The 26749-nt window shown below is 74.2% G+C and carries 25 protein-coding genes; 5 read left to right on the forward strand and 20 right to left on the reverse strand.

All coding sequences use genetic code 11. The features are described from left to right. Window positions 1-86: 86 nt before the first annotated feature. Both ACI79P_RS20630 and ACI79P_RS20635 read right to left on the reverse strand, forming a co-directional pair. On the reverse strand, window positions 87-1325 hold the full coding sequence (locus tag ACI79P_RS20630; RefSeq protein WP_456582934.1) for an SPFH domain-containing protein: 1239 nt from the start codon (window positions 1323-1325) through the stop codon (window positions 87-89). 78 nt (window positions 1326-1403) lie between these two features. Further along, complete coding sequence (locus ACI79P_RS20635) at window positions 1404-1838, reverse strand: NfeD family protein (protein ID WP_456582935.1); 435 nt, start codon at window positions 1836-1838, stop codon at window positions 1404-1406. 73 nt (window positions 1839-1911) lie between these two features. Between ACI79P_RS20635 and ACI79P_RS20640 the strand changes: the two genes are divergently transcribed. Then, complete coding sequence (locus ACI79P_RS20640; RefSeq protein ID WP_456582936.1) at window positions 1912-2643, forward strand: hypothetical protein; 732 nt, start codon at window positions 1912-1914, stop codon at window positions 2641-2643. Between the two features lie 84 nt (window positions 2644-2727). On the opposite strand, the gene ACI79P_RS20645 is transcribed toward ACI79P_RS20640, so the two are convergent. The 4 genes from ACI79P_RS20645 to ACI79P_RS20660 form a co-directional block, all read right to left on the reverse strand. Next, a complete protein-coding gene (locus ACI79P_RS20645) occupies window positions 2728-3894 on the reverse strand; it encodes a ferrochelatase (RefSeq protein ID WP_456582937.1) in 1167 nt (388 codons plus the stop codon). 38 nt (window positions 3895-3932) lie between these two features. Next, entirely contained in the window at window positions 3933-4706 is a 774-nt protein-coding gene (gene fabI / locus ACI79P_RS20650; protein ID WP_456582938.1) for an enoyl-ACP reductase FabI, read from the reverse strand. Next, complete coding sequence (gene fabG, locus ACI79P_RS20655; protein ID WP_456582939.1) at window positions 4706-5410, reverse strand: 3-oxoacyl-ACP reductase FabG; 705 nt, start codon at window positions 5408-5410, stop codon at window positions 4706-4708. The genes fabI and fabG overlap by 1 nt, the downstream gene beginning before the upstream one ends. 93 nt (window positions 5411-5503) lie before the next feature. Further along, window positions 5504-6253, reverse strand: coding sequence for an IclR family transcriptional regulator (locus ACI79P_RS20660; protein ID WP_456582940.1), 750 nt, complete (start codon window positions 6251-6253; stop codon window positions 5504-5506). Window positions 6254-6328: 75 nt separating this feature from the next. On the opposite strand from ACI79P_RS20660, the gene ACI79P_RS20665 reads away from it, so the two are divergent. Next, window positions 6329-8239: an FAD-binding monooxygenase gene (locus ACI79P_RS20665; protein WP_456582941.1), complete on the forward strand. Its 1911-nt coding sequence runs from the start codon at window positions 6329-6331 to the stop codon at window positions 8237-8239. A 10-nt stretch (window positions 8240-8249) separates the two neighbouring features. Here ACI79P_RS20665 and ACI79P_RS20670 read toward each other — a convergent pair whose 3' ends face one another. Continuing rightward, window positions 8250-8651 carry a DoxX family protein gene (locus ACI79P_RS20670; RefSeq protein WP_456582942.1) on the reverse strand — a complete coding sequence of 134 codons (402 nt, stop codon included), beginning with the start codon at window positions 8649-8651 and terminating at the stop codon, window positions 8250-8252. Window positions 8652-8722: 71 nt separating this feature from the next. On the opposite strand from ACI79P_RS20670, the gene ACI79P_RS20675 reads away from it, so the two are divergent. Next, window positions 8723-9529, forward strand: coding sequence for a crotonase/enoyl-CoA hydratase family protein (locus ACI79P_RS20675; RefSeq protein WP_456582943.1), 807 nt, complete (start codon window positions 8723-8725; stop codon window positions 9527-9529). Between the two features lie 4 nt (window positions 9530-9533). Here the strand turns inward: ACI79P_RS20675 and ACI79P_RS20680 are convergent, their stop codons facing one another. The 5 genes from ACI79P_RS20680 to ACI79P_RS20700 form a co-directional block, all read right to left on the reverse strand. Beyond that, window positions 9534-10454, reverse strand: coding sequence for a diacylglycerol/lipid kinase family protein (locus ACI79P_RS20680; RefSeq protein WP_456582944.1), 921 nt, complete (start codon window positions 10452-10454; stop codon window positions 9534-9536). Between the two features lie 72 nt (window positions 10455-10526). Beyond that, entirely contained in the window at window positions 10527-11741 is a 1215-nt protein-coding gene (locus ACI79P_RS20685; protein WP_456582945.1) for a 3-deoxy-7-phosphoheptulonate synthase, read from the reverse strand. Beyond that, the gene (locus ACI79P_RS20690; protein WP_456582946.1) at window positions 11738-13864 is read right to left on the reverse strand and encodes a DEAD/DEAH box helicase; all 2127 of its coding nucleotides are present in this window, start codon (window positions 13862-13864) and stop codon (window positions 11738-11740) included. The genes ACI79P_RS20685 and ACI79P_RS20690 overlap by 4 nt, the downstream gene beginning before the upstream one ends. A 326-nt stretch (window positions 13865-14190) precedes the next feature. Next, window positions 14191-14451, reverse strand: a complete 261-nt coding sequence (locus tag ACI79P_RS20695; protein ID WP_456582947.1) for a hypothetical protein — start codon at window positions 14449-14451, stop codon at window positions 14191-14193. 77 nt (window positions 14452-14528) lie between these two features. Further along, on the reverse strand, window positions 14529-15968 hold the full coding sequence (locus ACI79P_RS20700; protein ID WP_456582948.1) for a sodium/glutamate symporter: 1440 nt from the start codon (window positions 15966-15968) through the stop codon (window positions 14529-14531). Between the two features lie 160 nt (window positions 15969-16128). On the opposite strand from ACI79P_RS20700, the gene ACI79P_RS20705 reads away from it, so the two are divergent. After that, window positions 16129-17115: a YihY/virulence factor BrkB family protein gene (locus tag ACI79P_RS20705; protein ID WP_456582949.1), complete on the forward strand. Its 987-nt coding sequence runs from the start codon at window positions 16129-16131 to the stop codon at window positions 17113-17115. 176 nt (window positions 17116-17291) lie between these two features. Next, a complete protein-coding gene (locus tag ACI79P_RS20710) occupies window positions 17292-17495 on the forward strand; it encodes a zinc-ribbon domain-containing protein (RefSeq protein WP_456582950.1) in 204 nt (67 codons plus the stop codon). A 113-nt stretch (window positions 17496-17608) separates the two neighbouring features. On the opposite strand, the gene ACI79P_RS20715 is transcribed toward ACI79P_RS20710, so the two are convergent. From ACI79P_RS20715 to ACI79P_RS20750, 8 genes are all read right to left on the reverse strand, one after another. Continuing rightward, window positions 17609-18835 carry an allantoate amidohydrolase gene (locus tag ACI79P_RS20715; RefSeq protein ID WP_456582951.1) on the reverse strand — a complete coding sequence of 409 codons (1227 nt, stop codon included), beginning with the start codon at window positions 18833-18835 and terminating at the stop codon, window positions 17609-17611. After that, window positions 18828-19967 carry an FAD-dependent oxidoreductase gene (locus ACI79P_RS20720; RefSeq protein WP_456582952.1) on the reverse strand — a complete coding sequence of 380 codons (1140 nt, stop codon included), beginning with the start codon at window positions 19965-19967 and terminating at the stop codon, window positions 18828-18830. The genes ACI79P_RS20715 and ACI79P_RS20720 overlap by 8 nt, the downstream gene beginning before the upstream one ends. Then, window positions 19964-20494 carry a HutD/Ves family protein gene (locus ACI79P_RS20725; RefSeq protein WP_456582953.1) on the reverse strand — a complete coding sequence of 177 codons (531 nt, stop codon included), beginning with the start codon at window positions 20492-20494 and terminating at the stop codon, window positions 19964-19966. The genes ACI79P_RS20720 and ACI79P_RS20725 overlap by 4 nt, the downstream gene beginning before the upstream one ends. After that, window positions 20470-21786 (reverse strand): FMN-binding glutamate synthase family protein, encoded by a 1317-nt coding sequence (locus ACI79P_RS20730; RefSeq protein WP_456582954.1) that lies wholly within the window; start codon window positions 21784-21786, stop codon window positions 20470-20472. Before ACI79P_RS20730 ends, ACI79P_RS20725 begins: the two co-directional genes overlap by 25 nt. 13 nt (window positions 21787-21799) lie before the next feature. Next, on the reverse strand, window positions 21800-22540 hold the full coding sequence (locus tag ACI79P_RS20735; RefSeq protein WP_456582955.1) for a GltB/FmdC/FwdC-like GXGXG domain-containing protein: 741 nt from the start codon (window positions 22538-22540) through the stop codon (window positions 21800-21802). Then, window positions 22528-23436 carry a hypothetical protein gene (locus tag ACI79P_RS20740; RefSeq protein WP_456582956.1) on the reverse strand — a complete coding sequence of 303 codons (909 nt, stop codon included), beginning with the start codon at window positions 23434-23436 and terminating at the stop codon, window positions 22528-22530. Before ACI79P_RS20740 ends, ACI79P_RS20735 begins: the two co-directional genes overlap by 13 nt. Before the next feature lie 31 nt (window positions 23437-23467). Further along, entirely contained in the window at window positions 23468-24829 is a 1362-nt protein-coding gene (gene glnT / locus ACI79P_RS20745) for a type III glutamate--ammonia ligase (protein ID WP_456582957.1), read from the reverse strand. Between the two features lie 192 nt (window positions 24830-25021). Further along, a complete protein-coding gene (locus ACI79P_RS20750) occupies window positions 25022-26356 on the reverse strand; it encodes an ammonium transporter (protein ID WP_456582958.1) in 1335 nt (444 codons plus the stop codon). Between the last annotated feature and the right edge of the window lie 393 nt (window positions 26357-26749).

Below are 26749 nucleotides of genomic sequence, written 5' to 3' on the forward strand. Positions count from 1 at the left end.
CGCGCGGGCGCCCCCCCGCGGCGGGGCGGGGGCGCGCGGCGGCCCCCCAGCCCGCGGTGTGGGGGCCGCGGGGGGTCCGGCGGTCGCTACTGCGCGGGCAGTTGCGGCGGGCCGTCCGGCGCATCCGGGTCGTCGCTGCCGGCCCGGTTGCGCGGATCGGCGGCCGGACCGCTGTCCCGCACGTCCTGGGCGACCTGCGACAGGGGCGGCGGCGTCGGCACCGCGGGTGCGGTGTCGGTGATGCTCGAGAGCTCGATCTTCGCCTCGGGCTGGTCGGCCGCCCGCGGCAGCTGCGACTCGAACCAGGTGCTGGTGTCCAGCCCGCCGTCCTTCGGGCCGCTGCCGCCGTCACCGTCGCGGGCGGGGGGCACGTCCATCCAGGACTTCCCCTCCCCGGCGCCGCCGAGGTTCGCCAGCCCGTCCAGCGCCTTGCTGAACTCGCTCGGGACGATCCACATCTTGTTGGCGTCGCCCTGCGCGATCTGCGGCAGCGTCTGCAGGTACTGGTAGGCCAGCAGACCCTGGTCGGGCTTGCCGTCGTGGATGGCCTGGAAGACCGTCTCGATGGACTTCGCCTGGCCCTGCGCCTGCAGGTACAGCGCCGCGCGCTCACCCTCGGCGCGCAGGATGCGGCTCTGCCGCTCGGCCTCCGCCTCGAGGATCGCGGCCTGCTTCTTGCCCTCGGCGGAGAGGATCGCCGCGGCCTTCTCGCCCTCGGCCGTGGTGATGGCCGACTGCCGCGCACCCTCGGCGGTCAGGATGATGGCGCGCTTGTCGCGGTCGGCGCGCATCTGCTTCTCCATCGAGTCCTGGATGGAGGGCGGCGGGTCGATGGCCTTGATCTCCACGCGCGCCACCCGCAGACCCCAGGGCCCGGTCGTGCCGTCGAGCACCGAGCGCAACTGGCTGTTGATCCCGTCGCGCCCGGTGAGCGCGCCCTCGAGGTTCAGGCCACCGACCACGTTCCGCAGCGTCGTCGTCGTCAGCTGCTCCATGCCGGTGATGTAGTTCGCGATGCCGTACACGGCCAGCCGGGGGTCGGTCACCTGGAAGTAGACGACGGTGTCGATGCCGACCTGCAGGTTGTCGGCCGTGATCACCGGCTGGGGCGGGAAGGAGATGACCTGCTCGCGCAGGTCGATCGTCGCGCGCACGCGGTCGACGAACGGCACCAGGACCGAGAGGCCGGGCGAGAGGGTGCGGCTGTACCGACCCAGTCGCTCGACGACCTTGGCCTGGGCCTGGGGGACGATCGTCACGCTCTTCGCGATCACGATGATCACGAGCACGGCGACGACGATCAGTGCGATGAGCGCCGCGTCCACGGCTGGCTCCCTTCGTCGGGGGTCACCGTCGATCCTGCCCTGCCGGGTCCAGCCGGGTCAGCACCCTGGGGACGGCGTTCACTCCAGCGCGTCCCCGACGACGGCCGTCGCGCCGTCGACCTGCAGGATGCGCACGGTCTCGCCGACGGTGAAGGACTCCGCGCTGTGCTGGCTGCGGGCACTCCACTCGTCGGCGCCCAGCCGGATCCGGCCGCCCGAGGCGTCGACGTCCGCGCTCACGACCGCCGTCCGGCCGATCAGCGTGTCGACGCCGTCGAGCTGCAGCGGCGTGCGGTCGGTGAGCTGCTTCTTCGCGATCGGCCGCACCGCCACCAGCAGGACGCCCGAGATGATGATGAAGGTCGCCAGCTGCAACCACAGCGCCCCACCGAGCAGCGCGACCGCCATCCCCCCGACGGCCCCACCGGCCAGCATGAGCAGCACCAGGTCGAGGGTGAACATCTCCCCGACCGCCAGCGCCCCGGCTCCGATCAACCACAGCAACCACGCCATGGCCCGAGTCTGGCAGAGCCGGGCGCCCGGGACGCCCGCCTGCGGAGCGGCCGCCGCGTCGTAGCCTCGACCGGTGCACGACTTCCCCGCCGGCCGGCTCGCGGTCTGGGCCACCGCCTGGCTCTCCGGGCGCAGCTCCTACGACGAGACGCTGGAGGCGCTGACCGGCGAGCACGCCCATCTCGTCACCGGCCTGCCGGGCGAGCCCGCGGCCGTCCCGCTCGGCGCGGCCCTCACGGCGCTGCGCGGGCTGGGCGAGCGGCGGCTGCGGCTGGTGCTGCCGGTGCCGGGCGACGTCCGGGGGCTGCCGGCCGTACCCGGTCTCGCACCGACGGCCCTGGAGGCCGGCCAGGCCGCGGTCGGCGAGCGGGTGGCCCTGGTACCGCGGTCGGGCCCCGAGGTGGTCACCTGGACGGCGTTCCCGCTGACCGGCGCCCTGACCCCGCCGCCGGTCGAGGGCACGCTCCGGTCGGTGTCCGGCGCGCTGGACCTCGCCGTCGGCGACGCCGCCCGGACGCTGGCCGGGCCGGACCTCGCGCGGTGGCACCCCGAGGTCCCCGCGCTGCTGGCCGACCTGGCGCGGCCGAAGCCGGCCCCCGGCCTGCCGTTCGACCACGACCCGCTGGCGCTGTCGGTGCTCGGGCGGGCGCAGCGGCTGGCCGCGGTGCTCGATCTGGCCACCACCGACGCGCCGGGTGCGGCGGTCAACCAGGCGCAGATTTCCGCCCGGGACTCCGCCCTGCGCCCGCTGGCCGACGCCGTTCGCGAGGCCGTGGTCTGTGCCTACAACGACATCCCGAGGTGACGGCGGCGGGATCCGTCGCCGCCAGGCGACTCGCGTCGAGTCGGGCCCGGAGGGTCCCGCGCAGGCACGAAGCAGCGGCTCCGATCAGGCCGGGGACGGCTCCTGGCCGCGGTGGAGGCCGGTAGGCCGACGTGGGACATAGCAACAGAAGGCCGGGCAGTTGGTGCCCAGGCGGGGCTCCCCGCCTGCCCGGCGCTCCTCGAGCAGCTCCCGCAGCGCCGTCACGAACGCCGGGTGGGTGCCGGCGGTGGCGGCCCGGGCGAAGGCGAGGCCGAGCTCCTCGGCGGTCTCCTTGGCCTCGTTGTCGAGGTCCCAGATCACCTCGAGGTGGTCGCTGACGAAGCCGACCGGGAAGAGGACGACGGCCTTCTCCCCGGCCTGCGCCAGAGCCGTCAGGTGGTCGTTGACGTCGGGCCCCAGCCACGGCACCGACGGCGGGCCGCTGCGGCTCTGCCACACCAGGTCGAACGAGCGGCCGGGAGCGGCGAGGTCCACGACCTTCTGGGCGGCGGCCTGCAGCTCGGCCTCGTAGGCGTGCCCCTCCGGCCCGGCGACGGCGGCCATCGAGTCGGGGATGCTGTGCGCGGTCGCCACCAGGCGCGCGGAGTCGCGCACCTCCTCGGGCAGCTCCGCCAGCGCCGCGGTGAGGGCGTCGGCGTTGGCGCGCACGAAGCCGTCGGCGTCGAAGTAGTGCGGCAGCTTCTCCGCGGTCGGCCCACCCGGTGCCGCGGCGTCCCCGGTGAGCGCGGCCCGGGCGCGGGCGATGTCCTCGTGGTACTGCCGGCACCCGGAGAACGAGGCGTAGGCCGAGGTGGCGAGCACGTAGGCGTGCTGGATGCCGTCGTCGGTCATCTGCTGCCAGACGTCCTCGACGTACGGCGCCCAGTTGCGATTGCCCCAGTAGAGCGGCAGGTCGATCCCGGCCGCCCGGAGCTCGGCCTCCAGCGCCGCGAGCAGGGCCTTGTTCTGGTCGTTGATCGGGCTGACGCCGCCGAAGTGGTGGTAGTGCTCGGCGACCTCCGCCAACCGCTCGCGCGGGATGCCGCGCCCGCGGGTGACGTTCTCCAGGAACGGCATGACGTCGTCGTGGCCCTCGGGGCCGCCGAAGGAGAGCAGGAGCAGCGCCTCCCGCCGCCCGGGCGGGGCGGGCTCGGCCGACGGCGGGACGCCGCCGTTGTTGCGGACGGCCAGCGAGGGGTCCTCGTCGGGACGCTGACCGGCAGGGGTGATGTCGACGATGGCGCGGGGCACGTGGGTTCTTTCCTCTTGCGGGGCGTCGGCGGATGCACTCACACGCCGACGGCGTGGAAGCCCCCGTCGACGTGGACGATCTCGCCCGTGGTGGCAGGGAACCAGTCGGAGAGCAGGGCGACGACCGCCTTGCCCGCGGGCTCCGTGTCGGTGACCGACCAGCCCAGCGGCGCGCGCCCCTCCCAGGCCTCCTCGAACTGCTTGCTGCCCGGGATCGACTTCATGGCCATGCTGCGCAGCGGCCCGGCGGCGACGATGTTGGACCGCACGCCCTCGGGGCCGAGCTCGCGGGCCACGTAGCGGCTGACCGACTCCAGCGCCGCCTTGGCCGCGCCCATCCAGCCGTACACCGGCCAGGCGACGGAGGCGTCGAAGGTCAGCCCGACGACCGACGACGGGTTGGCCAGCAGCGGCCGGCAGGCCTGGGTGAGCGAGGCGTAGGACCAGGACGAGACCTGGAACGCGGTGGCGGCGTGCTCCCAGGCGACCTCCGGGAAGCCCTCCCCCATCGCCTCCTGCGGCGCGAAGCCGATGGAGTGCACGACACCGTCCAGGGTGTCGAAGCCCTGCTCGCGCAGCCGGTCGGCCAGCGTCGACAGGTGCTCGTCGTCCGTGACGTCGAGCTCGACGACGGCGGCCTCCTGCGGCAGCCGCTTGGCGATCCGCTGGCACAGCGAGAGCGCCCGCCCGAAGTTGGAGAGCACGACGGTGGCGCCCTGCTCCTGCGCGATCCGGGCGGTGGCGAAGGCGATCGACGCCTCGGTGAGGACCCCGGTGATCAGGATCTTCTTGCCCTCGAGGATGCCGCTCATCAGTGCCCCATTCCCAGTCCGCCGTCGACCGGGACGACCGCCCCGGTGATGTAGGCCGCCGCGTCCGAGGCCAGGAACCGCACGACGCCGGCGATCTCGTCGGCGTCGGCGTACCGGCCCAGCGGCACCTGCCCGAGGATCTCCTTCTGCCGGGCCTCCGGCAGCTCCGCGGTCATGTCGGTGGTGACGAAGCCGGGCGCGACGACGTTGGCCGTGATGCCGCGGCTGCCGAGCTCGCGGGCGATCGAGCGGGCCAGGCCGACGAGCCCCGCCTTGCTCGCCGCGTAGTTGGTCTGGCCGGCCGAGCCGAGCAGCCCGACGACCGAGGAGACGAAGACCATCCGCCCCGAACGGGCGCGCACCATCTTGGCGGCCGCGCGCTTGGACACCCGGTACGCGGCGGTCAGGTTGGCGTCGACGACGTCGGTGAAGTCCGCTTCCTTCATCCGCATCAGCAGGCCGTCGCGGGTGATGCCGGCGTTGCTCACCAGCACCTCGACCGGCCCCTGGTGCTCCTCGACCTCGCCGAACGCGCGGTCGACGTCCTCGCTGCTGGTGACGTCGCAGCGCACGCCGAACAGCCCGTCGGGTGCGCCGCTCCCGCGGTGGGTGACGGCGACGGAGTCACCCTGCTCGGCGAAGGAGCGGGCGATGGCGAGCCCGATCCCCCGGTTCCCGCCGGTCACGAGCACCGACCTGCCCACGTCCCACTCCCCTGTGCCGACGACCCGGTCGCCCCCGAACCTAGTGCCTGCCCGCCGGTCCCACCGGATACCGGCAGGTACGTGATCACCGCCTCACGCGACCGGGCGGCCGGCGAGGTCCCGGGCGACCGCGGCGGCGGCGTCCGCGAGGTGGGCGACCCAACCGGGCAGCAGGTCCGCCGAGTACCGCGCCGAGGGCGCGGCGAGGGAGAGCGCCGCCCCCTCGAAGCCACCCGCCGCCGGGACGGCGACCCCGACCGCCGTCAGCCCTGCCTCGGTGGCCTGGTCGTTGACGGCGTAGCCCCGGCGCCGCACGGTGCGCAGTTCGCGGTCCAGCCGCGCGGCCACGTCGGCGTCCAGCGGCCCCAGGACGGCGGCACGCCGGGCGGCGTCCATCGTGGCCAGCACGGCCTTGCCGCCGGAGGCGAGGTGGGCGGGCAGCATGCGGCCGGTGCGGTCGCCCACGCGCAGCACCTGGCGGCTCTCCACCGTCGCGACGAACCGCACGTCGGCCCCGGCCAGCAGCACGACGTTGGCCGTCTCCCCCACCGCGTCGACCAGCCGCCTCAGGTGCGGCAGGGCGGCCTCCCGCAGGGCGGCGACGGGCGCCTGCGGCACCGCGTCGGGGCGCAGGACCGGTCCGGGGGCGTAGCGGCGGTCGGGCAGCTGCTCGGCGAAGTCGCGGTAGACGAGCATCCCCAGCAGCCGGTGCGCCGTGGACACCGAGACGCCCAGGCGCGCCGCGACGTCGGTCACCCGGAGCGCACCCTCCTGCTGGAGCAGCGTGGCGAGCAGCAGGGCGGAGTCCACCGAGCCGATGGCGTACGCCGGCTTGTTCCTCACAGCAGAAAAGCCTATCCCCCTCTGCGGAACGTCGGGCACGGTCGGTGCGGCGCCACACGACGAGGGAGTCGAGCAGTGCAGTTCTACCTGGATGGTTACCGGCCCGGCGATCCGCTGGTCGAGGAGCCGCACCCGTCGGTCGCGACCCGGCCGGAGGGGCTGCCCGACGAGGCGGACGTCGTCATCGTCGGCTGCGGCCCGGCCGGTCTCGTGCTCGCCGCGCAACTGGCCGCGTTCCCCGAGATCCGCACCGTCGTCGTCGACCGGCGGGACGGGCCGCTGCAGGTCGGCCAGGCCGACGGCGTCGCCTGCCGCACCGTCGAGGTGTTCGAGGCCTTCGGCCTCGCCGACCGGCTGGTCGCGGAGGCCTACTGGGTCAACGAGGTCGCCTTCTGGCGCCCCGACCCGGCCGATCGCACCCGCATCACGCGCACCGGCCGGGTGCAGGACGTCGAGGACGGCCTGTCGGAGTTCCCGCACGTGATCGTGAACCAGGCGCGGATGCTGGCCTGGCTGCGCGAGCACATGGCGCGCTCGGCCGGCCGGCTGCAGCCCTTCTACGGGTTGCACGCCAGTGACGTGCAGGTCGACGCCGACGGCGCGACGGTCACCCTGCGGCACCTGACCGCCGGCCGGGAGACCGGTGCGACGTCCACGATCCGCGCGCGGTACGTCGTCGGCTGCGACGGCGCGCGCAGCAGCATCCGGACGACGATCGGCCGGGAGCTCGTCGGCGACCCGATGAACTCGTCGTGGGGCGTCATGGACGTCCTGGCGGTCACCGACTTCCCCGACATCCGGCTGAAGGCCGCCATCCACTCGGCCAACCAGGGCAACCTGCTGGTCATCCCGCGCGAGGGCGGCTACCTCGTCCGGCTCTACATCGAGCTCGACGCCGTTGCCGACCGGGACCTGCACGACCGGCGCACCGTCACGCCCGAGAAGCTGGCCGCCGTCGCCAACCGGATCCTGCACCCGTACTCGATCGACGTGAAGGACGTCGGCTGGTGGTCGGTCTACGACATCGGCCAGCGGCTCTGCGACCGGTTCGACGACGTCCCCGCCGAGGAGGGGTCCACCCGGCTGCCGCGGGTCTTCATCGCCGGCGACGCCTGCCACACGCACAGCGCCAAGGCCGGCCAGGGCATGAACGTCTCGATGGCCGACGCCTGGAACCTCGGGTGGAAGCTGGCCGCGGTGCTGCGGGGCACCGCCCGGCCCGAGCTGCTGCGGACCTACTCCGAGGAGCGGCAGGCGGTCGCCCAGGAGCTGATCGACTTCGACCGCGAGTTCGCCCGCATGTTCAGCGCGCCGCCGAAGGAGGAGGGCGGCAGCGACGAGGGCGTGGACCCCGAGGAGTTCCAGCGCTACTTCGTGCGGCAGGGCCGGTTCACCGCCGGTGTCGCCACGCGGTACGCGCCGTCGATGATCACCGGGGAGGGCGAGCACCAGGCGCTGGCCGAGGGCTACGCGGTCGGGATGCGGTTCCACTCCGCCCCCGTGGTGCGGGTCGCCGACGCCAAGCCCGTGCAGCTGGGGCACGTCGCGCGGGCGGACGGTGCCTGGCGGCTGTACGTCTTCGCCGATGCCGCGGACCCGACCTCCCCCGCCTCGCGCGCCCGCGCGCTGCTGGAGCACCTCGGGTCGGCGCGGTCGCCGGTGGCCCGGTACACCCCTGCGGGCGCCGACCCCGACGCGGTGATCGACGTCCGCGGCGTCTTCCAGCAGGGGCACCGGGACCTGGCCGTCGAGTCGCTCCCTCCCGCGCTGCTGCCGCGCAAGGGCCGGTTCGGGCTGGTCGACCACGAGAAGGCGTTCGCCCCCGACCCGAAGAGCGACGACGTCTTCGACCTGCGCGGCGTCGACCGCGAGCGGGGCTGCATGGTGCTGGTCCGGCCCGACCAGCACGTGGCGGCGGTGCTGCCGCTGGACGCGCACGCGGAGCTGGGCCGCTTCCTGTCCGGGGTGCTGCTCGACGCGCGGTGACGGGCGGGCGTCAGTCGTGCCGGCGGCGCCGCAGCCAGCCGCCGCCGTACAGGGCCCACAGCACGAGCAGCGGCTGGAAGAACAGCCGGGCCAGCCGCGTGCGGTCGGTGTCCAGGCCGAAGGCGTCGGTGCCCTCGACGTACTGCGCGACGTTGCCGGGGAAGATCGCCACGAAGAACGCCGCCAGCAGCCCGCCGACGAGCCGCCGCTTCCGCGGGCGCGCGATGAACGAGGCCCCCAGCGCGATCTCGACGACGCCCGAGGCCAGGACGGTCAGCCCCTCGTCGACGGGGAACCAGGCCGGAACCTGGGCCCGGAACTCCTCCCGCTGCGTGGTCAGGTGCAGCACGCCGGCACCGACCATGACCGCGCCGAGCAGCAGGCGGGCAGCGGTGCGGGCGGCGGCGGGCATGCACGGACGGTAGCCCCGCGCGCCGGCACCCGGCGTTGACAGGCGGGACGGGCCGCCCGTAGACAGCGGGGGTGGCTGACGACGTCTCGCGCCGGGTGGCGCTCACGGTGACCGACGGCGTGGCGACCGTCCGGCTGGACCGGCCGGAGAAGCTCAACGCGCTGGACCAGGCGATGTTCGCCGCGATCCTGGCCACCGGGAAGGAGCTGATCGCCCGGGAGGACGTCGGCGCGGTGGTGCTCACCGGCGCCGGCCGGGCCTTCTGCGCCGGCCTGGACTTCGGCTCCTTCGCGGACATGGCCGAACGCGGGCAGGAGCGCACCCGGGAGCGCGAGGCGACCGCCCCGGAGCCGCTGGGCGCGGCCGGCGCGCTGGCCCAGCAGGTGGTGCACGTCTGGTCGCTGGTGCCCGCGCCGGTGATCGCGGCGGTGCACGGCGTGGCCTTCGGCGGTGGCCTGCAGATCGCGCTCGGTGCCGACATCCGGCTCGTCGCGCCGGACGCGCAGCTGTCGCTGATGGAGATCCTGTGGGGCATCGTGCCCGACATGTGCGGCACCCAGCTGCTGCCCGAGCTGGTCGGCCGCGACGTCGCCAAGGAGCTCGCGCTGACCGGGCGGAAGGTGTCGGGCACCGAGGCGGTGCGGCTGGGGCTGGCCACCCGCGAGGCCGCCGACCCGCTCGCCGCCGCGCTGGAGCTGGCGGCCGAGATCGCCGGGCACAGCCGCAGCGCGACGCGGGCGGTCAAGCGGCTGGTCGACCTCGCCGGCCGGGTGCCGCTCGCCGAGGGGCTGGCGGCGGAGCAGGCCGAGATCGGCGCGCTGATCGGCTCGCCGGAGCAGGCCGCCGTCGTCCGGCGCCGGCTGGAGCGCCGCGCCTGAGCCGCTACCGGGGCACCAGCACCGACCAGGCGTGGTGCGCGAGCCGCCAGCCACCGGCCTGCCGCAGCTCGCCGAGCTCACCGTCGGCGTCGACGGGCACCGGCCCGCCGGAGATCCGCACCTCGCGGCCGCGCAGCAGCAGCACGTCCGTCCGGTCGACGTGCCGGCCCGCGGTGAGCGCCGCCGCGTAGGCCGCACGGGCGACCGGTCCGGTCGCCGCGCAGACCACCACGTCGGCCAGGCCGTCGTCGGGCCGCGCGTCCGGGGCGAGCGCGGTGCCGCCGCCGATCGTCGCGCCGTTGCACACCCCGACCATGAGCACGGGCTGCGCGCCGTCGGCGGCCCACCCCTCGGCCTCGTGGACGGCGACGCATCCGTCGACCTCCACCCGCAGCGGCCAGCCGGTGTCCCCCAGCCCGGCGATCGCCGCGCCCACCGGGTAGGCCACCGCACCCAGCCGCTGCTTGAGCCGGTGCGCCTCCGCGGCTGCCTCCGCCCCCACCCCGGCGTGGACGGCGTTGACCACGACGGCGCCGGCGTCGTCGCGCAGCAGGTCCAGCCGGCGCGGCACCCCGGCCAGCACGGCCGCGGCGCCGTCGGCCGGGTCCAGCGGCAGCCCGAGGGTGCGGGCCAGGTCGTTGCCCGTGCCGCACGCGATGATGCCGACCGGCTCGTCGGCCGAGAGCCGCCCGGCCCGGTCGAGGGCGGCGACCACCGCGTGCACCGAGCCGTCACCGCCCAGCACCACGACACGGGAGCCGGGGTGGGCGGCCAGCGCCTCGTCGAGGTCAGCGGCGTCGGCGGTGGCGGCGACGGAGACGTCGCCACCTTTCCGCAGCCCGGCGACCGCGGCCTCCACCCGGTCGTCCTGGGCGGTCCCCGCCGCCCGGTTCACCACGAGCAGCATCTCCGGGTTCCCGGACATCGGGCCTCCTGCCTGGTCGGACGGACGGCCGACCGTACTGGCCGCACCGCACCGCCCCACGGGCGAGGGTGCTCAGCCGCGCCGGGCGCGCGCCGCCGCGGCGAGCTCGGCGAGGAGCTCCTCGGTCGTCGGGAGGTCGACGCAGGCGTCGGTGACGCTCTTGCCGTACTCCAGGTCGCCGGGCCGCGCCTGGTCGAGGTCCTGCCGTCCGGCGACCAGGTTGCTCTCCACCATCACGCCCCGGATGGCCTGCTCCCCGCCGGCGATCTGCCCGGCGAGGTCGCGGACGACGTCGATCTGCCGGAGGTGGTTCTTCTGGCTGTTGCCGTGCGAGGCGTCGACGACGATCACCTCCGGCAGCCCGCGTGCGGCCAGCCGGCGCCGGGTGTCGGCGATGTGGGCGGCCGAGTAGTTCGGGCCGTCCTTGGCGCCGCGCAGGATGACGTGGCCGGTGTGGTTGCCCGTCGTCGACAGCTGCGCGGAGACGCCGTGGGCGTCGACCCCGAGGAACTGGTGCGGCGCCCGCGCGGTCATCACCGCCTGGATCGCGGAGTCGACGCTGCCCTCGGGCGAGTTCTTGAAGCCGACGACCGAGGAGAACCCCGAGACCCGCTCCCGGGCGGTCTGGTCGGTGACGTTCCGCGCGCCGACCCCGTTGTAGGTGACCAGCCCGTTGACGTACTGCGGGGTCAGCGCGTTCAGCGGCTCCGCGGCGACCGGCACCCCTGCCGCGGTGATGCGGCACATCAGCATCCGCGTGGCGACCAGCCCCACGCTGATCCGGCTCGACGCGTCGAGGAACGGGTCGTAGGCGAAGCCCTTCCAGTCGACCTCGGTGCGCGGCTTCTCGGTGTACGTGCGCATGAGGATCTCGAGGTCCGCGCCGTGCCGCTCGCGCATCCGGGCGACGAAGGCGGCGTAGTCGAGCGCGGCCTCCGGGTCGTGGATCGAGCAGGGCCCGGCGATGACCGCGAGGCGCTCGTCGGCGCCGGTGAGGATCCCGGTCACCGCACGCCGCGCGGCGCGCGTGGTCACGGCGGAGTCCGCCGGCACCGGCACGACGGCGGCGACCGCGGCCGGGGTGACGACGACGCTGGAGCCGGTGATCCGGGTGTTGACCAGGTCGGACAGGTCGGCGGCGCCGCCGGGCGCGACGCCGAGCTGCCGCTGCACGACGGGCAGCAGCTCCGCGAGCTCGCCATCGATCCGCCGGTTGACGCGGGTCTGCACCTCGAGCAGGAGCTCGGCGACGCGCGTCGCCTCGGTCAGGAGCGGTTCGGCGGTCATCGGTCCTCCAGTGCGGCGGTGAGCAGCGCGACGAGCGCCTCGAGCTGGACGTCGGCCGAGCCCTGCATCTCCTCGTCCGAGCCGTCCAGCGCCCGGGCGGCGAGGCCGGCCTTGCTGTCGATGAGCTCGGCGATCCGGGCGTCGAGGGTCTGCGCGGCGATGATCCGCCAGGCGGTGACCGGCTCGGTCTGGCCGATGCGGTGGCTGCGGTCGATCGCCTGCGTCTGCTCGGCGTCGGTCCACGACAGCTCGGCGAGCACCAGGTTGGAGGCGACCTGCAGGTTGATCCCGACCCCGGCGGAGGTCAGCGAGCAGACCGCGACGGCGACGTCCGGGTCGTTGACGAAGGCGTCGATGTTCCGCTGCCGCACCGAGGGCGTCTGGTCCCCGCGGATCGAGGAGTAGCGCAGTCCCATGCCGTCGAAGGTCTCCTCGGCCACGTCCATGACGTCGATGTGCTTGGCGAAGAACACGACCTTGCCGGCGCTGCGGGCCAGCTGGGCCGCGTAGTCGGCGGCGAGCCCGGCCTTGGCCTGCCCGATCCGGCGCATCATCGTGAAGACGTTGTCACCACCGGTCGTCGAGGTCGAGTCCTTGAGCTCCCAGCCGGCGACCTTGCGCACCAGCGCGTGGTCGATGCCGACGACCTCGGTGGCCGACTCCCGCGCCGCCAGGGCGCTGTCGTAGCGCTTGACGAGACGGCGGGCGAGCTCCCGCTCGGCCGCGCGGATCGAGCGACCGGCCTTGTCGTCGAGCTCGACGGGGAGGTCGGCGATGCGGCGGGCGGGGATGTCGGCGGCGACGTCCACCTTGCGCCGGCGGACGATGCCCCGGTCGATGACGCACTGGCGGGCCGCCGGGTAGAAGCCCGGGTCGGCCGGCGTCAGGCCGGTGCCCTCCAGGCACTCCATGAGCTCGCCGAGGGGCTTCTCTTCGTCGATCCAGCCGAGGAACTGCCAGATGGCCCGGAAGTCGTCGATGTCGTTGATCAGCGGCGTGCCGGTGAGCGCCATGAGCAGCGGCCGGGCGCTGCGCAGCCGGAGGCGCTGGGAGAGCTCGAGCACGTGCTGCGAGCGCTGCGAGCTCTTGTTCTTGATGAAGTGCGCCTCGTCGACGACCATCCCGCCGAACCCGAAGTCGCCGAGCCAGCCCACGTGCCGGTCCAGCACCTCGTAGTTGACGATCACGATGTCGGCGAAGCCGTCGACGTTCTCGCCGTTGCCCTGGATCACGGTGGCGCGGCGCTGCGGCACCCAGCGGGCGGCCTCGCGCGCCCAGTTGGTCTTCACGACGTTGGGGACGACGACCAGCAGCGGGAACGCCTGCGCCGCCTCGGCCGCGAGCAGCGACTGGGCCGTCTTGCCCAGGCCCGGCTCGTCGGCGAGCAGGAAGGTGCGGTGACCGCCCGCCGCGGCTGCGACCAGCTGCCCCTGGTGCGGCATGAGCTCCAGCCCCGCCGGGGTGAACTGGGAGCTCGGGAAGGGCAGGGGCATGCACGCGGGGGCGCCGCCGCCGGCGCGCTCGAAGGAGTTGAACAGCGGCTCGAGCAGCTCCCAGCCGGCCAGCCGGCGCGGTCGGACGGCGCTCGCCCGCGCGGCGTCGAAGTCGGGGGCGAGGAAGGGGTTGGCCAGCTGCCGCGAGATGACCGACTGCGGCACGACCTGGCGCTCGGGAGCCGCGAGCACGGGAGCGGCCTCCACCGGCTGCGGGGCCTCCTCCACGGGCGCCTCGATGCCGGCGGCCGCGAGCAGCTCCCGCCGGTGCGACCGGGCGGCCTCGGAGGCGACGGCGTCGTCGGAGAGCAGCGCCAGCAGGCCGGAGTTGCGGACGGCGGTGGTGGCCAGGATCGTCGCGATGCCGTCGAGCCGCTTGAGCTGCTCGCCCCGGCGGCCCTCACCGGTGCTCTGGTCGGCCTGCACGCGGGCGCGCTCCTCGCGCAGCACCAGCGCGATGGCCTGGAACTCCGCGCGCACCGAGGGCGTCACGCGGTCGCGCTTGACCGCCGCCTCGACGTCGCGGACGGCGCGAGCGAGCACCGCGATGACGTCGCCCTCGCGGACGCGCCGCTGGGTGCGCGGGGCGCCGCGCCGGGCGCCCGTCGAGCGCCGTGCTGGTCGAGCCACAGACTCCTCCTCTGCACTGCCCGGCAGGGGTTGCCGGGCAGGACGCGCACTCGGCCCCTCCGGCCGGACGGCGGAGGTCGCGGGACTGCGTCCCGCGGAGGGCTCCGCGATCCGGCCCGCTCCGTGGCGGTGGGAGATCGGCGTCTCGCGCCGCACGCCCCCGGGGCACGGTGGGACCGTCAGCCGTCAGGCGATGACGGGAGCACCGGTCGCACCAGCGGGCTTCCTCGCCAGGCGAGGGGATGCTGGCCCGCGGCCGGTACGGCCCCCACAGTAGACCCCGCGTGGCGCCGGGGCCCGGGACGTCGCCGCCCCTACCCCCCGGGTCAGCCCCCGACGGTCGCCTGCAGGTCGTGCCGCGGGACCACCCGCACGGCGCGGAACGGGAGGTCGTGGGCGCCGGGGCGGGTCCACTCCACCTCGACGACCTGACCCGCCCGCAGCTCCCCCGGGCCGGTGCTGCTCCCCTCGACCGCGGCTGCGTCGGCCCAGCAGCCACCGGGCAGGTCGGGTGCCTCGATCACCGCGCCGTGCTCCTCGCCGTCCCACCGGACGACGGTGCCCATGGTGGTGCCGCCCTGCGTCATGAACTGACCCTGCGCCGTCGGCGCCCGCGGGGCAAGACCTCGCGCGCCCGGACCCTTGCGGCCGCGGACGTGCCGGATCAGCCGTCCGGGGCCCGCGCCTCCTCCTCGGCCGGGGTCCGCCGACCGAACCAGAGGATGCCGACCCCCAGAGACACGGCTAGGAGGACCGCCATGACGACGAGCAGCGGCACCGGCCCGAACTGCGCGATCAGCGGCAGTGACGCCGCGGTGACCAGCCCGCCGCCGAAGAACGGCTCGAAGGCCAGCTGCTTGTAGCCGAACGCCTCCATCGCCGGGGTGGCGGCGTTGGGGTCGGCGACCCGGATCAGGATCAGCCCGGTGGCCGTGACCCCGAGGGACTGCCCCAGGTCGCCGATACCGCGCTCGAACCAGAAGCGGGGGATCATCCGGCGCGCCAGGAACACGAAGACGCCCACGTTCCACGCGAGGCCGGCGACCGCGAGGAGGAGGAACGTCACCCAGTTGTCCGCGATCGCCTGGATGGACAGCGTGGCCAGGGCGCTGATGATCAGCAGGTCCAGCGCGATGCCCTGGATGCGCAGCATCATCTGCCGGTCGACGATGCCGGTGCGGTCGAACCGGTCGACCACCTTCTGCACCACGACCCCGCCGATCATCGCCAGCGGGAACAGCGGCACGAACTCGAAGAGCTCCACGGTCTCCGCCCACAGCGCCGCCTCGAGGGCCTGCAGCCCCTCGAGCAGGGCCAGGCCGAGCAGGATCGCCACGGCCACGACCGCGAAGTGGATGGCCAGCGGCTCGACCGACGCGGTGCGCACCGTGAGCATCGCGGCCGGCTTCTGCTCCTCCTTCTCGTAGAGCCCGCGCTGCTCGGCCAGCGAGGTCTTCGCGTCGTCCTCGAGCACCTGGGCGCGGCCGGTGTGCACCCCCCAGTTGATCAGCGCGATGCCGACGACGACGCCGGAGACGACGCCCACCGTGGCCAGGCCCAGGGCCAGGTCCTGCCCCTCCGGGAAGCCGAGATCGGCGAAGGTCGTGCCCAGGCCCGCCGCCGTCCCGTGTCCGCCCTCGAACCCCACCTCGATCAGCGCACCGACCATCGGGTCCTGGCCGAGGAAGGGCACCAGCAGCAGGACGGCGAGCAGCAGCCCGATCACGTACTGGCCGGAGGCCATGGTGACGCCGAGGGCCAGTTGCGGCCCGGCGAGCTCGGCGGCCTCCTTGACCTTGGGGATCCGCTCGCCGAGGAAGAGCGTGGCGAAGACCACCGAGATGAGCAGGCCGGGAAGGGACGCCCAGACGTCGAGGAACTCCGCCGGCCACAGGCCGCCGGTCAGCGGGGCATCCTCGCCGCCGATCGCCTCGGCGACCGCGCCGATCACCTCGGGACCGATGAGCAGGGCCAGGAAGCCGCCGATGATGGAGCTGGGGAGGAAGAGCTTCTGAGCGATCCGGGACCGGATCCGGATGAGCTTGGCCACCAGGAGCAGGACCCCCAGCACCAGCAGGCTGAGTCCGATGACGTCGGGGGACACGGTGCCTCCGTCCGTGCGGTCGGTGCGAGGACCGGTCGCGCCGGGTGGTCCGGTGGAGGTGCCCCACCCTGGTGGCTCCGGCCTCCGGCCACAACCCGGTCGGCGGCCCCCGTGGAGGCGGAACCGTTGCGGCCGCGCGCTGCCGGAGGTGGGATGTGCCATGGCCGTCGTCCGGGGTGAAGCTTCTTCCGGCCGCGCGGGCGACCGGGGGCACGGGCACGACGCGCGCTCCCCGCACACGATCCCGGCCGCCGGGTGGTGGCGGGTGCTCCGGCGGGTCGGCCGCCAGGTGCTCAGCGACCGCCTGATGGTGCAGAGCGCCGGGGTCGCGTTCTTCGCCGTCCTGTCGATCGCCCCGGTGCTGGTGACGGCGCTGTCGATCTACGGCGTCGTGAACACGCCCGAGACGGCGCGCCGGCAGCTCTCCGGGATGGCGAACGTGCTCCCCACCGACCTCGAGTCGATCGTCACCGACCAGCTGACGACGATCACCGCGGCCTCGGCCCAGGTGCTCACCTTCCGCGGGCTCACCGGCCTGGTCGTGGCGCTGTGGACGGCGACGACCGCGATGACCTACCTCATCGACGGGTTGTGCCTGGCCTACCACGAGCCGGAGACGCGGAGCTTCCTGCGCCGGGTGGGGCTCGCCCTGGTCTTCGTGCTGGGGGGTGCGGTCCTCCTCGCCATCCTCTTCACCGTCGGGGGGATGGCGGGGGCCGGGCTCGCCGGGTCGCCGGGTGAGCTGCGGCTCGCCGTGCGAGTGGGTTCCTGGGTGGCGCTGGCCGCGCTCATGGCGGTCGCCCTCGCCGTCCTCTACCGCTTCGGCCCCGCCCGGGCGCGCGCCCGGTTGCGGTGGCTGACGCCGGGATCGGTCCTGGCGACGGTCGTCTGGCTGGCGGTGACCTTCGGGTTCTTCTCCTACGTCCAGGGGCTGGGCAGCTACCAGTCCACCTACGGCTCGCTCGCGGGCGTGGCGATCAGCATGTTCTGGCTGTGGACGACGGTCCTGCTGATTTTCTTCGGGGCCGCGGTGAACGCGGAGGCCGAGCGGCAGACGGTGCACGACTCGACCGTCGGGCCGGAGCGGCCCGTGGGCGCCCGTGGCGCCGTCGTCGCCGACTCCACCCCGCCGTACCCCGGCGAGTGACAGCGCCGCCGGGGTCGCTCGACGCCGAGGCCGCCGTCCCGACGTCGCGCGGCCGCAGGGCGTCTCCCCGGCCGAGCCCCGCGGGGAGTCGCCGCTGGACCGGATCGGGCGGCAGCGCGCGGCGGACGGGCGGAGCTCCTCAGGCGGGTGACCCGCTCGCTCCCTAGGCTGACGTGATGTTCCTGCTCTTCGGGTTCGGCACCAAGCGCAAGCACCTCGGCGCTGGCGCGACCCGCACCTGCCCGAACTGCCACAACACGACGCAGTGGTCGCGCATCCGGCAGTACCGGCAGTTCTCGCTGTTCTTCGTGCCGGTCGCCCGGTGGAAGCGCCGGGAGCTCGAGGTGTGCGGCGTCTGCGGCACCGCCGTCGAGGCCTGAGCGAGCGCCTGGCGCAGCGGCTCCCGGACAGTGACTGCAGCCGTCCGACCCTGTTCCGAGAGCGCCTGACGCGACGGGAACCCGGCCGGGGCGCCTCGGCGGCACCCGTGCGGTCACGGCGCAGCGCTCACGAGCAGCGACTCGAGGACGTCCGCCAGCGCAGCGGAGCCCCGTTCGGCGTCGTCATCCTCCACGTGCTCCTCCGGGGAGTGGGACACCCCGGTCGGATTCCGGACGAAGATCATGGCCGTGGGGACGCAGTCGGCCAGGACGCCGGCGTCGTGCCCCGCACCGGTGGCCAGAACTGGCGCCCCGGGTAGGACCGCGCTCAGCCGGTCGCGGAGAGCGGGGTCGAAGGTCACCGCGGGGCTCACCGACTCCTCGTGGAGCTCCACCGTGCAGCCCTCCCCGGCGGCGGCCAGGCCCGCCCGGCGGCCGATCTCCAGCACGATCGCGGCCGTGACGGCGTCGTCGGGGTGCCGCACGTCGAGCCACAGGTCGACCCGGGAGGCGATGACGTTCGTCCCTCCGGGTACCGGCTGGAACCGGCCGACGGTGGCCCGGGACTGCCGGTGCTCCGCGGCCACCGCGCGCACGGCGAGCACGACCTGGGCGGCGGCGACGACCGGGTCCCGGCGGTCGGCGAGCAAGGTCGTCCCGGCATGGTTGCCCTGGCCGTGCACGGTGATCTGCCACCGGCCATGGCCGATGATCGAGGAGGCGACGGCCACGGGCGCACCCAGGTCCACCAGACCGCGCCCCTGCTCGACGTGCAGTTCGACGAAGGCGCCGATGCGGTCCAGCGCCGTCCCGTCCCGCCCCATCCGATCCGGCTCGAGGCCGGCGCGCCGGGCGACGTCGGCGAACGTGTTGCCGTCGGCGTCGCGCAGGCCGAGTGCACGGTCGGGGCTCAGGGCACCGGTGAGCAACTGAGAGCTCAGGCAGGCCATGCCGAACCGGGAGCCCTCCTCCTCGGGGAAGACCGCGATCGCCAGGGGCCGGTCGGGCGTGACGCCGCGTTCGCGCAGCAGGTCCACCGCGCGCAGCGCGGAGGCGACGCCGAGCGGCCCGTCGAAGGCGCCGCCTCCCGGGACGGAGTCGAGGTGGCTCCCCGTCACCACCGCGTCGACCAGCGGCTGACCGCCGGGATTCCACCATCCCCAGAGGATCCCGTTGCGGTCCACCTCCACCTCCAGGCCCCGGCGCGCGAGCTGGTCCCCCGCCCACTCGACGAGATCGCGCTCAGCCCGCGAGAAGACCGGTCGCGACCAACCACCCCGAACGGGATCGCGGCCCGTACCGGCGATCTGAGACAGCAGGCCGGCCGTCGTGTCAGACACCGGCGCCGGTCCTGACCCGGAACTCCGCCGGCGCCGACGCCGCCCCGGTCGCCACGTCGGCGCCCACCTCCCCCAGCAACGGGGCGAACTTCGCCCCGTGCCCCGAACACGGTGACACGACGGTCACCCCGTCGATCCCGTCGATCACGAAGTCCTCCGTGGGTGTGTTGGTGAACAGGCAGGTGGTCTCGGCGTAGGGCTCGGGCACCAGACCGGGCAGGAACCGGCGCACGTAGGCCACGACGCGCGCCCGGTTGGCGGGGTCGACGACGCCCGACTGCTCCGCAGCCGACCGGAGCCGGCGACCGCCGTTGTACTCGGCTACCTTCTGCCCGCGGAACTGTGCGTCCCGCCCCCCGGGCAGCGCGTACACCTGGATGTCGGCCCGCTTGTGGATCAACGTCGGCCAGGTGGCGGCCGGCGCCACCTCGTCGGCGTAGGGGAAGTGGAAAGCGTTCTCCTCCTTCACCGCGAGCGCCGGGAAGGCGTCCAGGAAGCCCGCCGGCAGCTGCAGGGCGCCGAGCAGGTCGGGCAGCCAGCCACCCGCGCTCACCACGACGTGCCCGGTGCGCAGGGTCCGCCCGTCCGTCGAGACCGCGACGAAGCCGGAGCCGAGCCGCTCCAGCCGGGCCAGCGGCCACTCGGTGAGGACCTGCGCCCCGTGCGCCCGGGCAGCGGCGACCATCGCCTCGACCGTCGTCCCGGCGTCGAGCACCCCGGCTCCGGGGTGGTGCAGCACGTCGGTGTCGACGTCGATCTGCGGCCAGCGCCGGCGGGCCTCGGCCCGCGGCAGCACCTCGTGCTCCACCCCGGCCGCCGCGAGCACCCCGGCGAGCCGGTGCGGGTCGCGGGCCGCGCCGAAATCCAGCGCGCCGGTCGGCGTGATCAGCGGCGCGCCGTGCAGCCGCTCGAGCTCCCGCCAGCCCGGCAGGGACCGCCGGACCAGGTCGGTCCACCGGCGTTCGGGGTAGGCGTAGCGGAAGATGCGGGCCGACCCGTGCGAGCTGCCGTCGGTCGCGGCGGGGGTGCGCCGCTCGACGAGCGTGACCTCCTCACCTCGCTGGGCGAGGTGCCACGTGATCGCCGCACCGGCGAGCCCGGCGCCGACCACCAGGTACTGCGAGGAGTTCACGGCTGTCCTTCCACGATCTCGACGACGACTGCGAGCCCCCCGCTGGACCGCACCGCACCGGCCTGCACGCCGACGACGGCGTCCAGCGGTGCCATCTGCTCGCCGTGCGCCACGGCGGCGCCGGCGAGCAGGACGAGCGCATCCGCGGCAGGTGCCGCCCCGTCCAGCCGGATGACGCAGACCGCCGCAGCGCAGTGCGCCCGATCGGCCATGACGTTGACCGCGAGCACCGGCCCCCCGGCCGGCGTCGCCACGACGCGCGCCTCCCCCGGGAACTCCAGCAGGTCGCCGGGCCCGAGCCACCGCTGCCCGCCGCCCCCGACCGCCAGACCGAGCCGGCCGCCCGCGACCACCAGCGTGCGGTCGCGGCCGGGGAACAGGGAGAACTCCGCCGGCTCCGGGACGGTGGCGGCGCTCAGCCGCCAGCCCGCGGACGCGTGCAGTTCCCGGGTCAGGCCCGCCCCGTTGCGCCACCGCGTCTCGGCCGCCGCGGAGTAGCGGGTCAGAACCCCTGACCCGGTACCCACGACGTCCCCGCCAGCGGCACCCGGGCCATGGCGGCCGCCTCGATGGTGAGCGCGACCAGGTCCTCGGGCTCCAGCGAGTGCAGGTGAGCCTTGCCGCAGGCCCGGGCGATGATCTGCGCCTCCATGGTCATCACCCGGATGAAGTTCGCCAGCCGCCGTCCGCCCTGCACGGGGTCGAGGCGCTGCGCGAGCTCGTCGTCCTGGGTGGTGATCCCCGCCGGGTCCCGGCCGGCCTGCCAGTCGTCGTAGTACCCCGCGGCCGACCCGAGCTGCCGGTACTCCGCATCCAGATGCGGCGCGTTGTCACCGAGCGCGATGAGCGCGGCGGTGCCGATCGCCACGGCGTCGGCACCCAGCGCCATGCACTTGGCCACGTCGGCCCCGTTCCGGATGCCGCCCGAGACGACGAGCTGGACCTGCCGGTGCAGGCCCTCCTCCCGCAGCGCCTGGACGGCCTGCGGCAGCGCCGCGAGCGTGGGGATGCCGACGTGCTCGATGAAGACGTCCTGCGTCGCGGCCGTGCCGCCCTGCATCCCGTCGAGCACGATGACGTCGGCACCGGCCTTGGCGGCGAGCTTGACGTCGTAGTAGGTCCGGGTGGCGCCGATCTTGACGTAGATCGGCTTCTCCCAGTCGGTGATCTCCCGCAGCTCCCGGATCTTGATCTCCAGGTCGTCGGGGCCGGTCCAGTCGGGATGCCGGCAGGCGCTGCGCTGGTCGACGCCCATCGGCAGGGTCCGCATGCCGGCCACGCGCTCGGTGATCTTCTGGCCGAGCAGCATCCCGCCGCCGCCGGGCTTCGCACCCTGCCCCAGCACGACCTCGATGGCGTCGGCCATGCGCAGGTGGTCGGGGTTCATGCCGTAGCGGGACGGGAGGTACTGGTAGACGAGGTGCTTGGACTGGCCTCGCTCCTCCGGGGTCATCCCGCCGTCGCCGGTGGTCGTGGAGGTGCCCACCTCGCTGGCGCCGCGGCCGAGCGCCTCCTTGGCCCGGCCCGAGAGCGCTCCGAAGCTCATCCCGGCGATGGTGACCGGCGTGGCCAGGTGCAACGGGTAGGTGGCGTTGCGGTTCCCGAGGACGACGTCGGTGTCGCAGCGCTCCCGATACCCCTCGAGCGGGTAGCGGGACATGCTGGCACCGAGGAACAGCAGGTCGTCGAAGTGCGGGACCTTGCGCTTGGCGCCGCCGCCGCGGATGTCGTAGATGCCGGTCTCGGCGGCGCGCTGGATGTCGGCGATGGTCGCGCGGTCGAAGGTCGACGACTCGCGCAGCGCGGGGTTGTCGGTCACGGGGTGCCCCTCCTCAGTACGCCGAGGCGTTGTCGACGTGGAAGTTGTAGAGCCGCCGGGCGGAGCCGTAGCGGCGGAAGGACGACGGGTCGGCGTCGATCCCGGCGGCGGTCAGCAACCCGGCGAGCTCGGCGAGGTGCTCGGCCCGTACCTCCTTCTCGACGCAGTCCGCGCCGAGCGACCGCACCGCGCCGGCCACGTAGAGACGGGCTTCGTAGAGCGAGTCGCCGAGCGCGTCACCGGCGTCGCCGCAGACGACCAGCCGGCCCGCCTGACCCATGAAGGCGCTCATGTGGCCGACGTCGCCACCGACGACGATGTCCACGCCCTTCATCGAGATGCCGCAGCGCGCCGCCGCGGACCCCTCGACGACGAGCAGCCCGCCGTGCGCGGTGGCCCCGGCCGACTGCGACGCGTTGCCGCGGATGCGGACTGTCCCGCTCATCATGTTCTCCGCGACACCGACGCCTGCATTGCCGTTGACGGTCACCGTCGCGGTCTTGTTCATGCCGGCGCAGTAGTAGCCGACGTGCCCGTCGACCAGGACGTCGACGTCGGCGTCCAGGCCCACGGCGATGTTGTGCCGGCCCCCGGGGTTCACGACCCGCCAGGTGGGCGACTTCTCGGCGACGTCCACCGCGTGCAGCGCGCTGTTGAGCGCGCGGACGTCGGACGCGGACAGGTCCACGAGGGTGGGCTCGGGCAGCTCCACCCGCCCCTCCGCGAACTCCAGGGACGTGCTCAGCGCTGCCATGCGTAGACCTCTTCCGGCTCGGGCTCGAAGATGCGGGCGTTGTCGATGCCGGGCAGCCCGGCGAGGGCGCGGTACTCCGACGCCATGGCGACCCACTCCGGCGTCTCGGCGACGACGGCGGGCTTGCAGGCGATGGCGTCGCGGACGACCGCGAAGCTGTCCCGGTTGGCGACCAGCAGGGTGTAGAAGCCGTCGAAGCGCTCGCAGAGCAGCTTCAGCGACTTCTCGAGGTCGTAGCCGGCGGCCAGCTGGGCGGCGACGAACCGGGCGCCGACCTCGGAGTCGTTCTCGCTGTCGAACGTCATGCCGGCGGCCCGGAGCTCGCGGCGGATCGTGGCGTGGTTGGCGAAGGAGCCGTTGTGCACCAGGCACTGGTCCGGGCCGACGGAGAACGGGTGCGAGCCCTGCGGCGTGACCGCCGACTCGGTCGCCATCCGGGTGTGCGCCACGCCCTGCCAGCCCTGCGCCGACGCGAGGCCGAACTCGGCGGCGAGGACCTGCGGGTGGCCGACGCCCTTGAGGACGGCGAGATCCTCGCCCTGGCCGATGACGACGGCCTCGCCCTTCCCCACCCGCCCGGCCGCGGCCCGGACGGCCTCGACGAGCGTGGCCGGGTCGGTCGCGGCGTGGACCACCAGCGTCTGCCCGGCGTCGACCACCACCGCCTCGGGCAGCCGCTCGCGCAGCGCCGTCCCGATCTCCTCGGCGCCCGCACCGCCCGGGAGGAGCGACACCGTCGACTCCCCCGCCGGCGACCAGCGCGGGTCGCCGTAGACGGCCACCCCGGCGGAGTCCGGCCCCCGCTCGGTGATCTGGCAGAGCATCCCGGTCAGCAGCTCACCGAGCCGGGGGTACAGGGAGGGCTCCCGCAGGTGGAGCCCGGCGATCCCGCACATGGGTGCTGTTTCCTCTCGACGATCCGGCTGGTCAGAAGGCGGTCACGTACCGGTCGACCTCCCAGGAGGTCACCTGCCCGTGCCACTCGAAGAACTCCTCGCGCTTGAGGCCGGCGAAGTAGGCCGCGACGCCCGGTCCGGCGACGTCGAGCGCACCCGCGACCACTGGATCGGACTCCATCGCCTCGACCGCGTGCAGGAGCGTGGGAGGGAGCGGGCTGCTGGTCGCCGCCCCCGGGTCCCCCGGGTCCAGCCCCCGGCGCACCCCGTCCAGCCCGGCGGCCAGCGCGGCCGCCGCGGCGAGGTAGGGGTTGGCCGAGCCGTCCCCTCCCCGCAGCTCCACCCGGTTGCCGTCCGGCACGCGCAGCAGGTGGGTCCGGTCGTTGCCGCCGTAGGAGGCCGTGCGCGGCGACCAGGTGGCGCCCGAGCGCGTGCCGGTGGCGCCGGTCCGCTTGTAGGCGTTCACCGTCGGCGCGAGCACCGCCTGCAGACCGCAGGCGTGCTCGATCAGCCCGGCGACGAAGGAGTAGGCCAGCGCCGAGAGCCCGAGGCCCCGCGGGTCCGCGGCGTCCGGGAACACCGGCGCCCCGTCGCGCCACAGCGAGAGGTGCATGTGCAGGCCGCTGCCGGTCCGGTCGGTGAAGGGCTTGCCCATGAAGGTGGCCGTCATGCCCCGCTGCTCGGCGAGGACGGAGAGCAGGTACCGGAGGGTGACCACCCGGTCGGCGGTGGTCAGCGCGTCGGCGTAGGCGAAGTTCTGCTCGAACTGCCCGTTGCCGTCCTCGTGGTCGTTGGCGTAGTTGCCCCAGCCCAGCGCGTTGATGGCCCGGGAGACCTCGGTCAGGTGGTCATACATGCGGGTGAGGCCGCGGGCGTCATAGCAGGGGCGCTCGGAGGTGTCCTTCGGGTCGGCCGGGCGCAGGGCGCCGTCGGGGCCCCGCTCGACGAGGAAGTACTCGACCTCGGCGCCGACCTTGAGGTCCAGGCCGAGCTCCGCGGCGCGGGCCAGCTGCTCCTTGAGGATCACGCGCGGCGCGTACGGCCAGGGCCGGCCCTCGACGTGCGGGTCGCAGTGCACGATCGCCAACCCCGGCCGGATGAACGGCACCGGCATGTACGAGGCCGGGTCGGGGATCGCGATGAGGTCCGGGTCCTTCGGTTCCTGGCCCATGGCGCCGACGGCGTACCCGGCGAAACCGACGCCCTCGGTCTGCAGCTCCTCGACCGCCTCGACCGGGACCAGCTTGGCGCACGGCTTGCCGGTGAGGTCGACGAAGAGCGCCAGGATGAACTGCGTGCCGTCGGCGCGGGCCCGCGTGGCGAGGTCGAGCACCTCGGGTGCGGCCGCGACGGCCGCCGGCGGGGCCTCGGGGCGGGTGGCGGTGAGCGACACGGGATCCTCCTGCGACTGTCCACTGACATGAACCTCTGTCACGTAGGAGTGAACCCTTCGCCGGTTTCCGCGGCGTTACGGTCGCGCCAGGTTCGTGTTGCGCCGGACCTCGTGCGACGCGCCGGAGGCCGGCCCCCGACGGGGACCGGCCTCCGGTGTGTCTCGTGTCTGCCGCCAGGAGGCGGCGGTGGGTCAGACGGGCGACTTCGGTGCGGCGGCGACCGGCGCGGGGGGCACCTGGTCGGGGCCGTAGACGGTCGCACCCACCCGGGTCGGGCTGACCCCCCGGTCGAAGTCGTACGCCGACTCGGCGTGGACGGCGACGTCGAGCCCGGCGTCCTCCGTCGCCTCGTCGACGCGCAGCCCGATGGTGCGCTGCAGCACCCAGGCGACGGCGTAGGTCATCACGAAGGAGAACGTGCAGGTGGCGACGATCGCGACCAGCTCGCGCCAGACGATGTCGAAGCTGCCGCCGAGCAGGACGCCCTGCACACCACCCGGCGAGTTCGACGCGCCGATGAGCATGACGCAGAGGGTGCCGGCGATGCCGCCGACGCCGTGCACGGCGAACGCGTCGAGGCTCTCGTCGATGCCCAGCCTGGTCTTCCAGGTAACCGCCCAGGCGACGGCCGCACCGGCGACGAAGCCGACCACCAGCGCGCCGACAGCGTTCACCGTGTCCGCCGAGGGGGTGATGCCGACCAGGCCGGCGATGGCGCCGGAGGCCATGCCGAGCGTCGTCGCGTGGCCGTCGCGCAGCCTCTCGACGAGCAAGAAACCGAGGATGCCGGTGGACCCGGCGAGGAGCGTGGTCAGGACGACGTACTGGGCGAGGAAGTTCGCCCCGGCCGCGGACCCGCCGTTGAAGCCGATCCAGCCGAACCAGAGGATGCCGGCGCCCAGGACGACCAGCGGGAGGCTGTGCGGCCGGTGCGTCGGGGAACGCCGCTTGCCCAGGACCATCGCCAGCGCCAGGGCGGCGACGCCGGCGTTCATGTGCACGGCGGTGCCACCGGCGAAGTCGTGCAGCTGCAGCTCGTTGCGCATCCAGCCACCGACGACGCCGCTCTCCTCGTCGCTGAAGGCGAACACCCAGTGCGCGAGCGGGAAGTAGACGAGGGTCAGCCAGACGGCGGAGAAGACCAGCCACGAGCCGAACTTCATCCGTCCGGCCGCGCCGCTGGCCACGATCGCGATGGTGATCGCGGCGAACAGGATGAAGAAGGCGGTCCAGTAGACGCCTTCCGCGCCACCGGTGCCGCCGTCGTCGTGGAAGCCGGCGAGGCCGAGGTGGTCGACCGGGTTGCCGATCAGCCCCCAGCCGCCGAGGGAGTCGCCCGACACCAGCCCGTAGCCGAAGAGGACGTAGAGGACGCTCGTGACGGCCAGCGTGCTCATGACCATCATCACCATGTTGAGCATGTTCTTGCTGCCGAGCATGCCCCCGTAGAACAGGGCGAGGCCCGGGAACATCAGGAGCACGAGCGCGAACGCCGCCAGGAGCCAGGCGAGGTCGGCTGCGGGCATGAGCCACTCTCCTCAGGTCAGTCGGGCGGGACCGGCCACGCCACGAGATCGGTGGGTCGCACCGGGAGACCGGTGCGCGACGCCACGGCCGACGACCGCTGGGCGACCGGTGCCGGGAGCACCGGGCGCGGGGCGGCCACCGCGTGTCGCGGCGTGAAACGGAGTCTCACGGCACTGGACGCGCTCGTGGGTTACGCCGACGTGAATCTGCGTTACGAAAGCGAGAGGTTCTGCCGCGCGCGCAAGGCGTCACCGGTCGGTCTAGATGTACCCGGCCAGGACGTTGGTGACGGCGGCCGGACTTGAACGCAGGAGAACCTCCGAGTGGGGTGTGGCTTCCTAAGGCCCACATCCGCCCGGAGGTTCTCGTGTCCCACGGTAATGCCCGCACCA

The sequence above is a fragment of the Blastococcus sp. SYSU DS0510 genome (assembly GCF_054050835.1).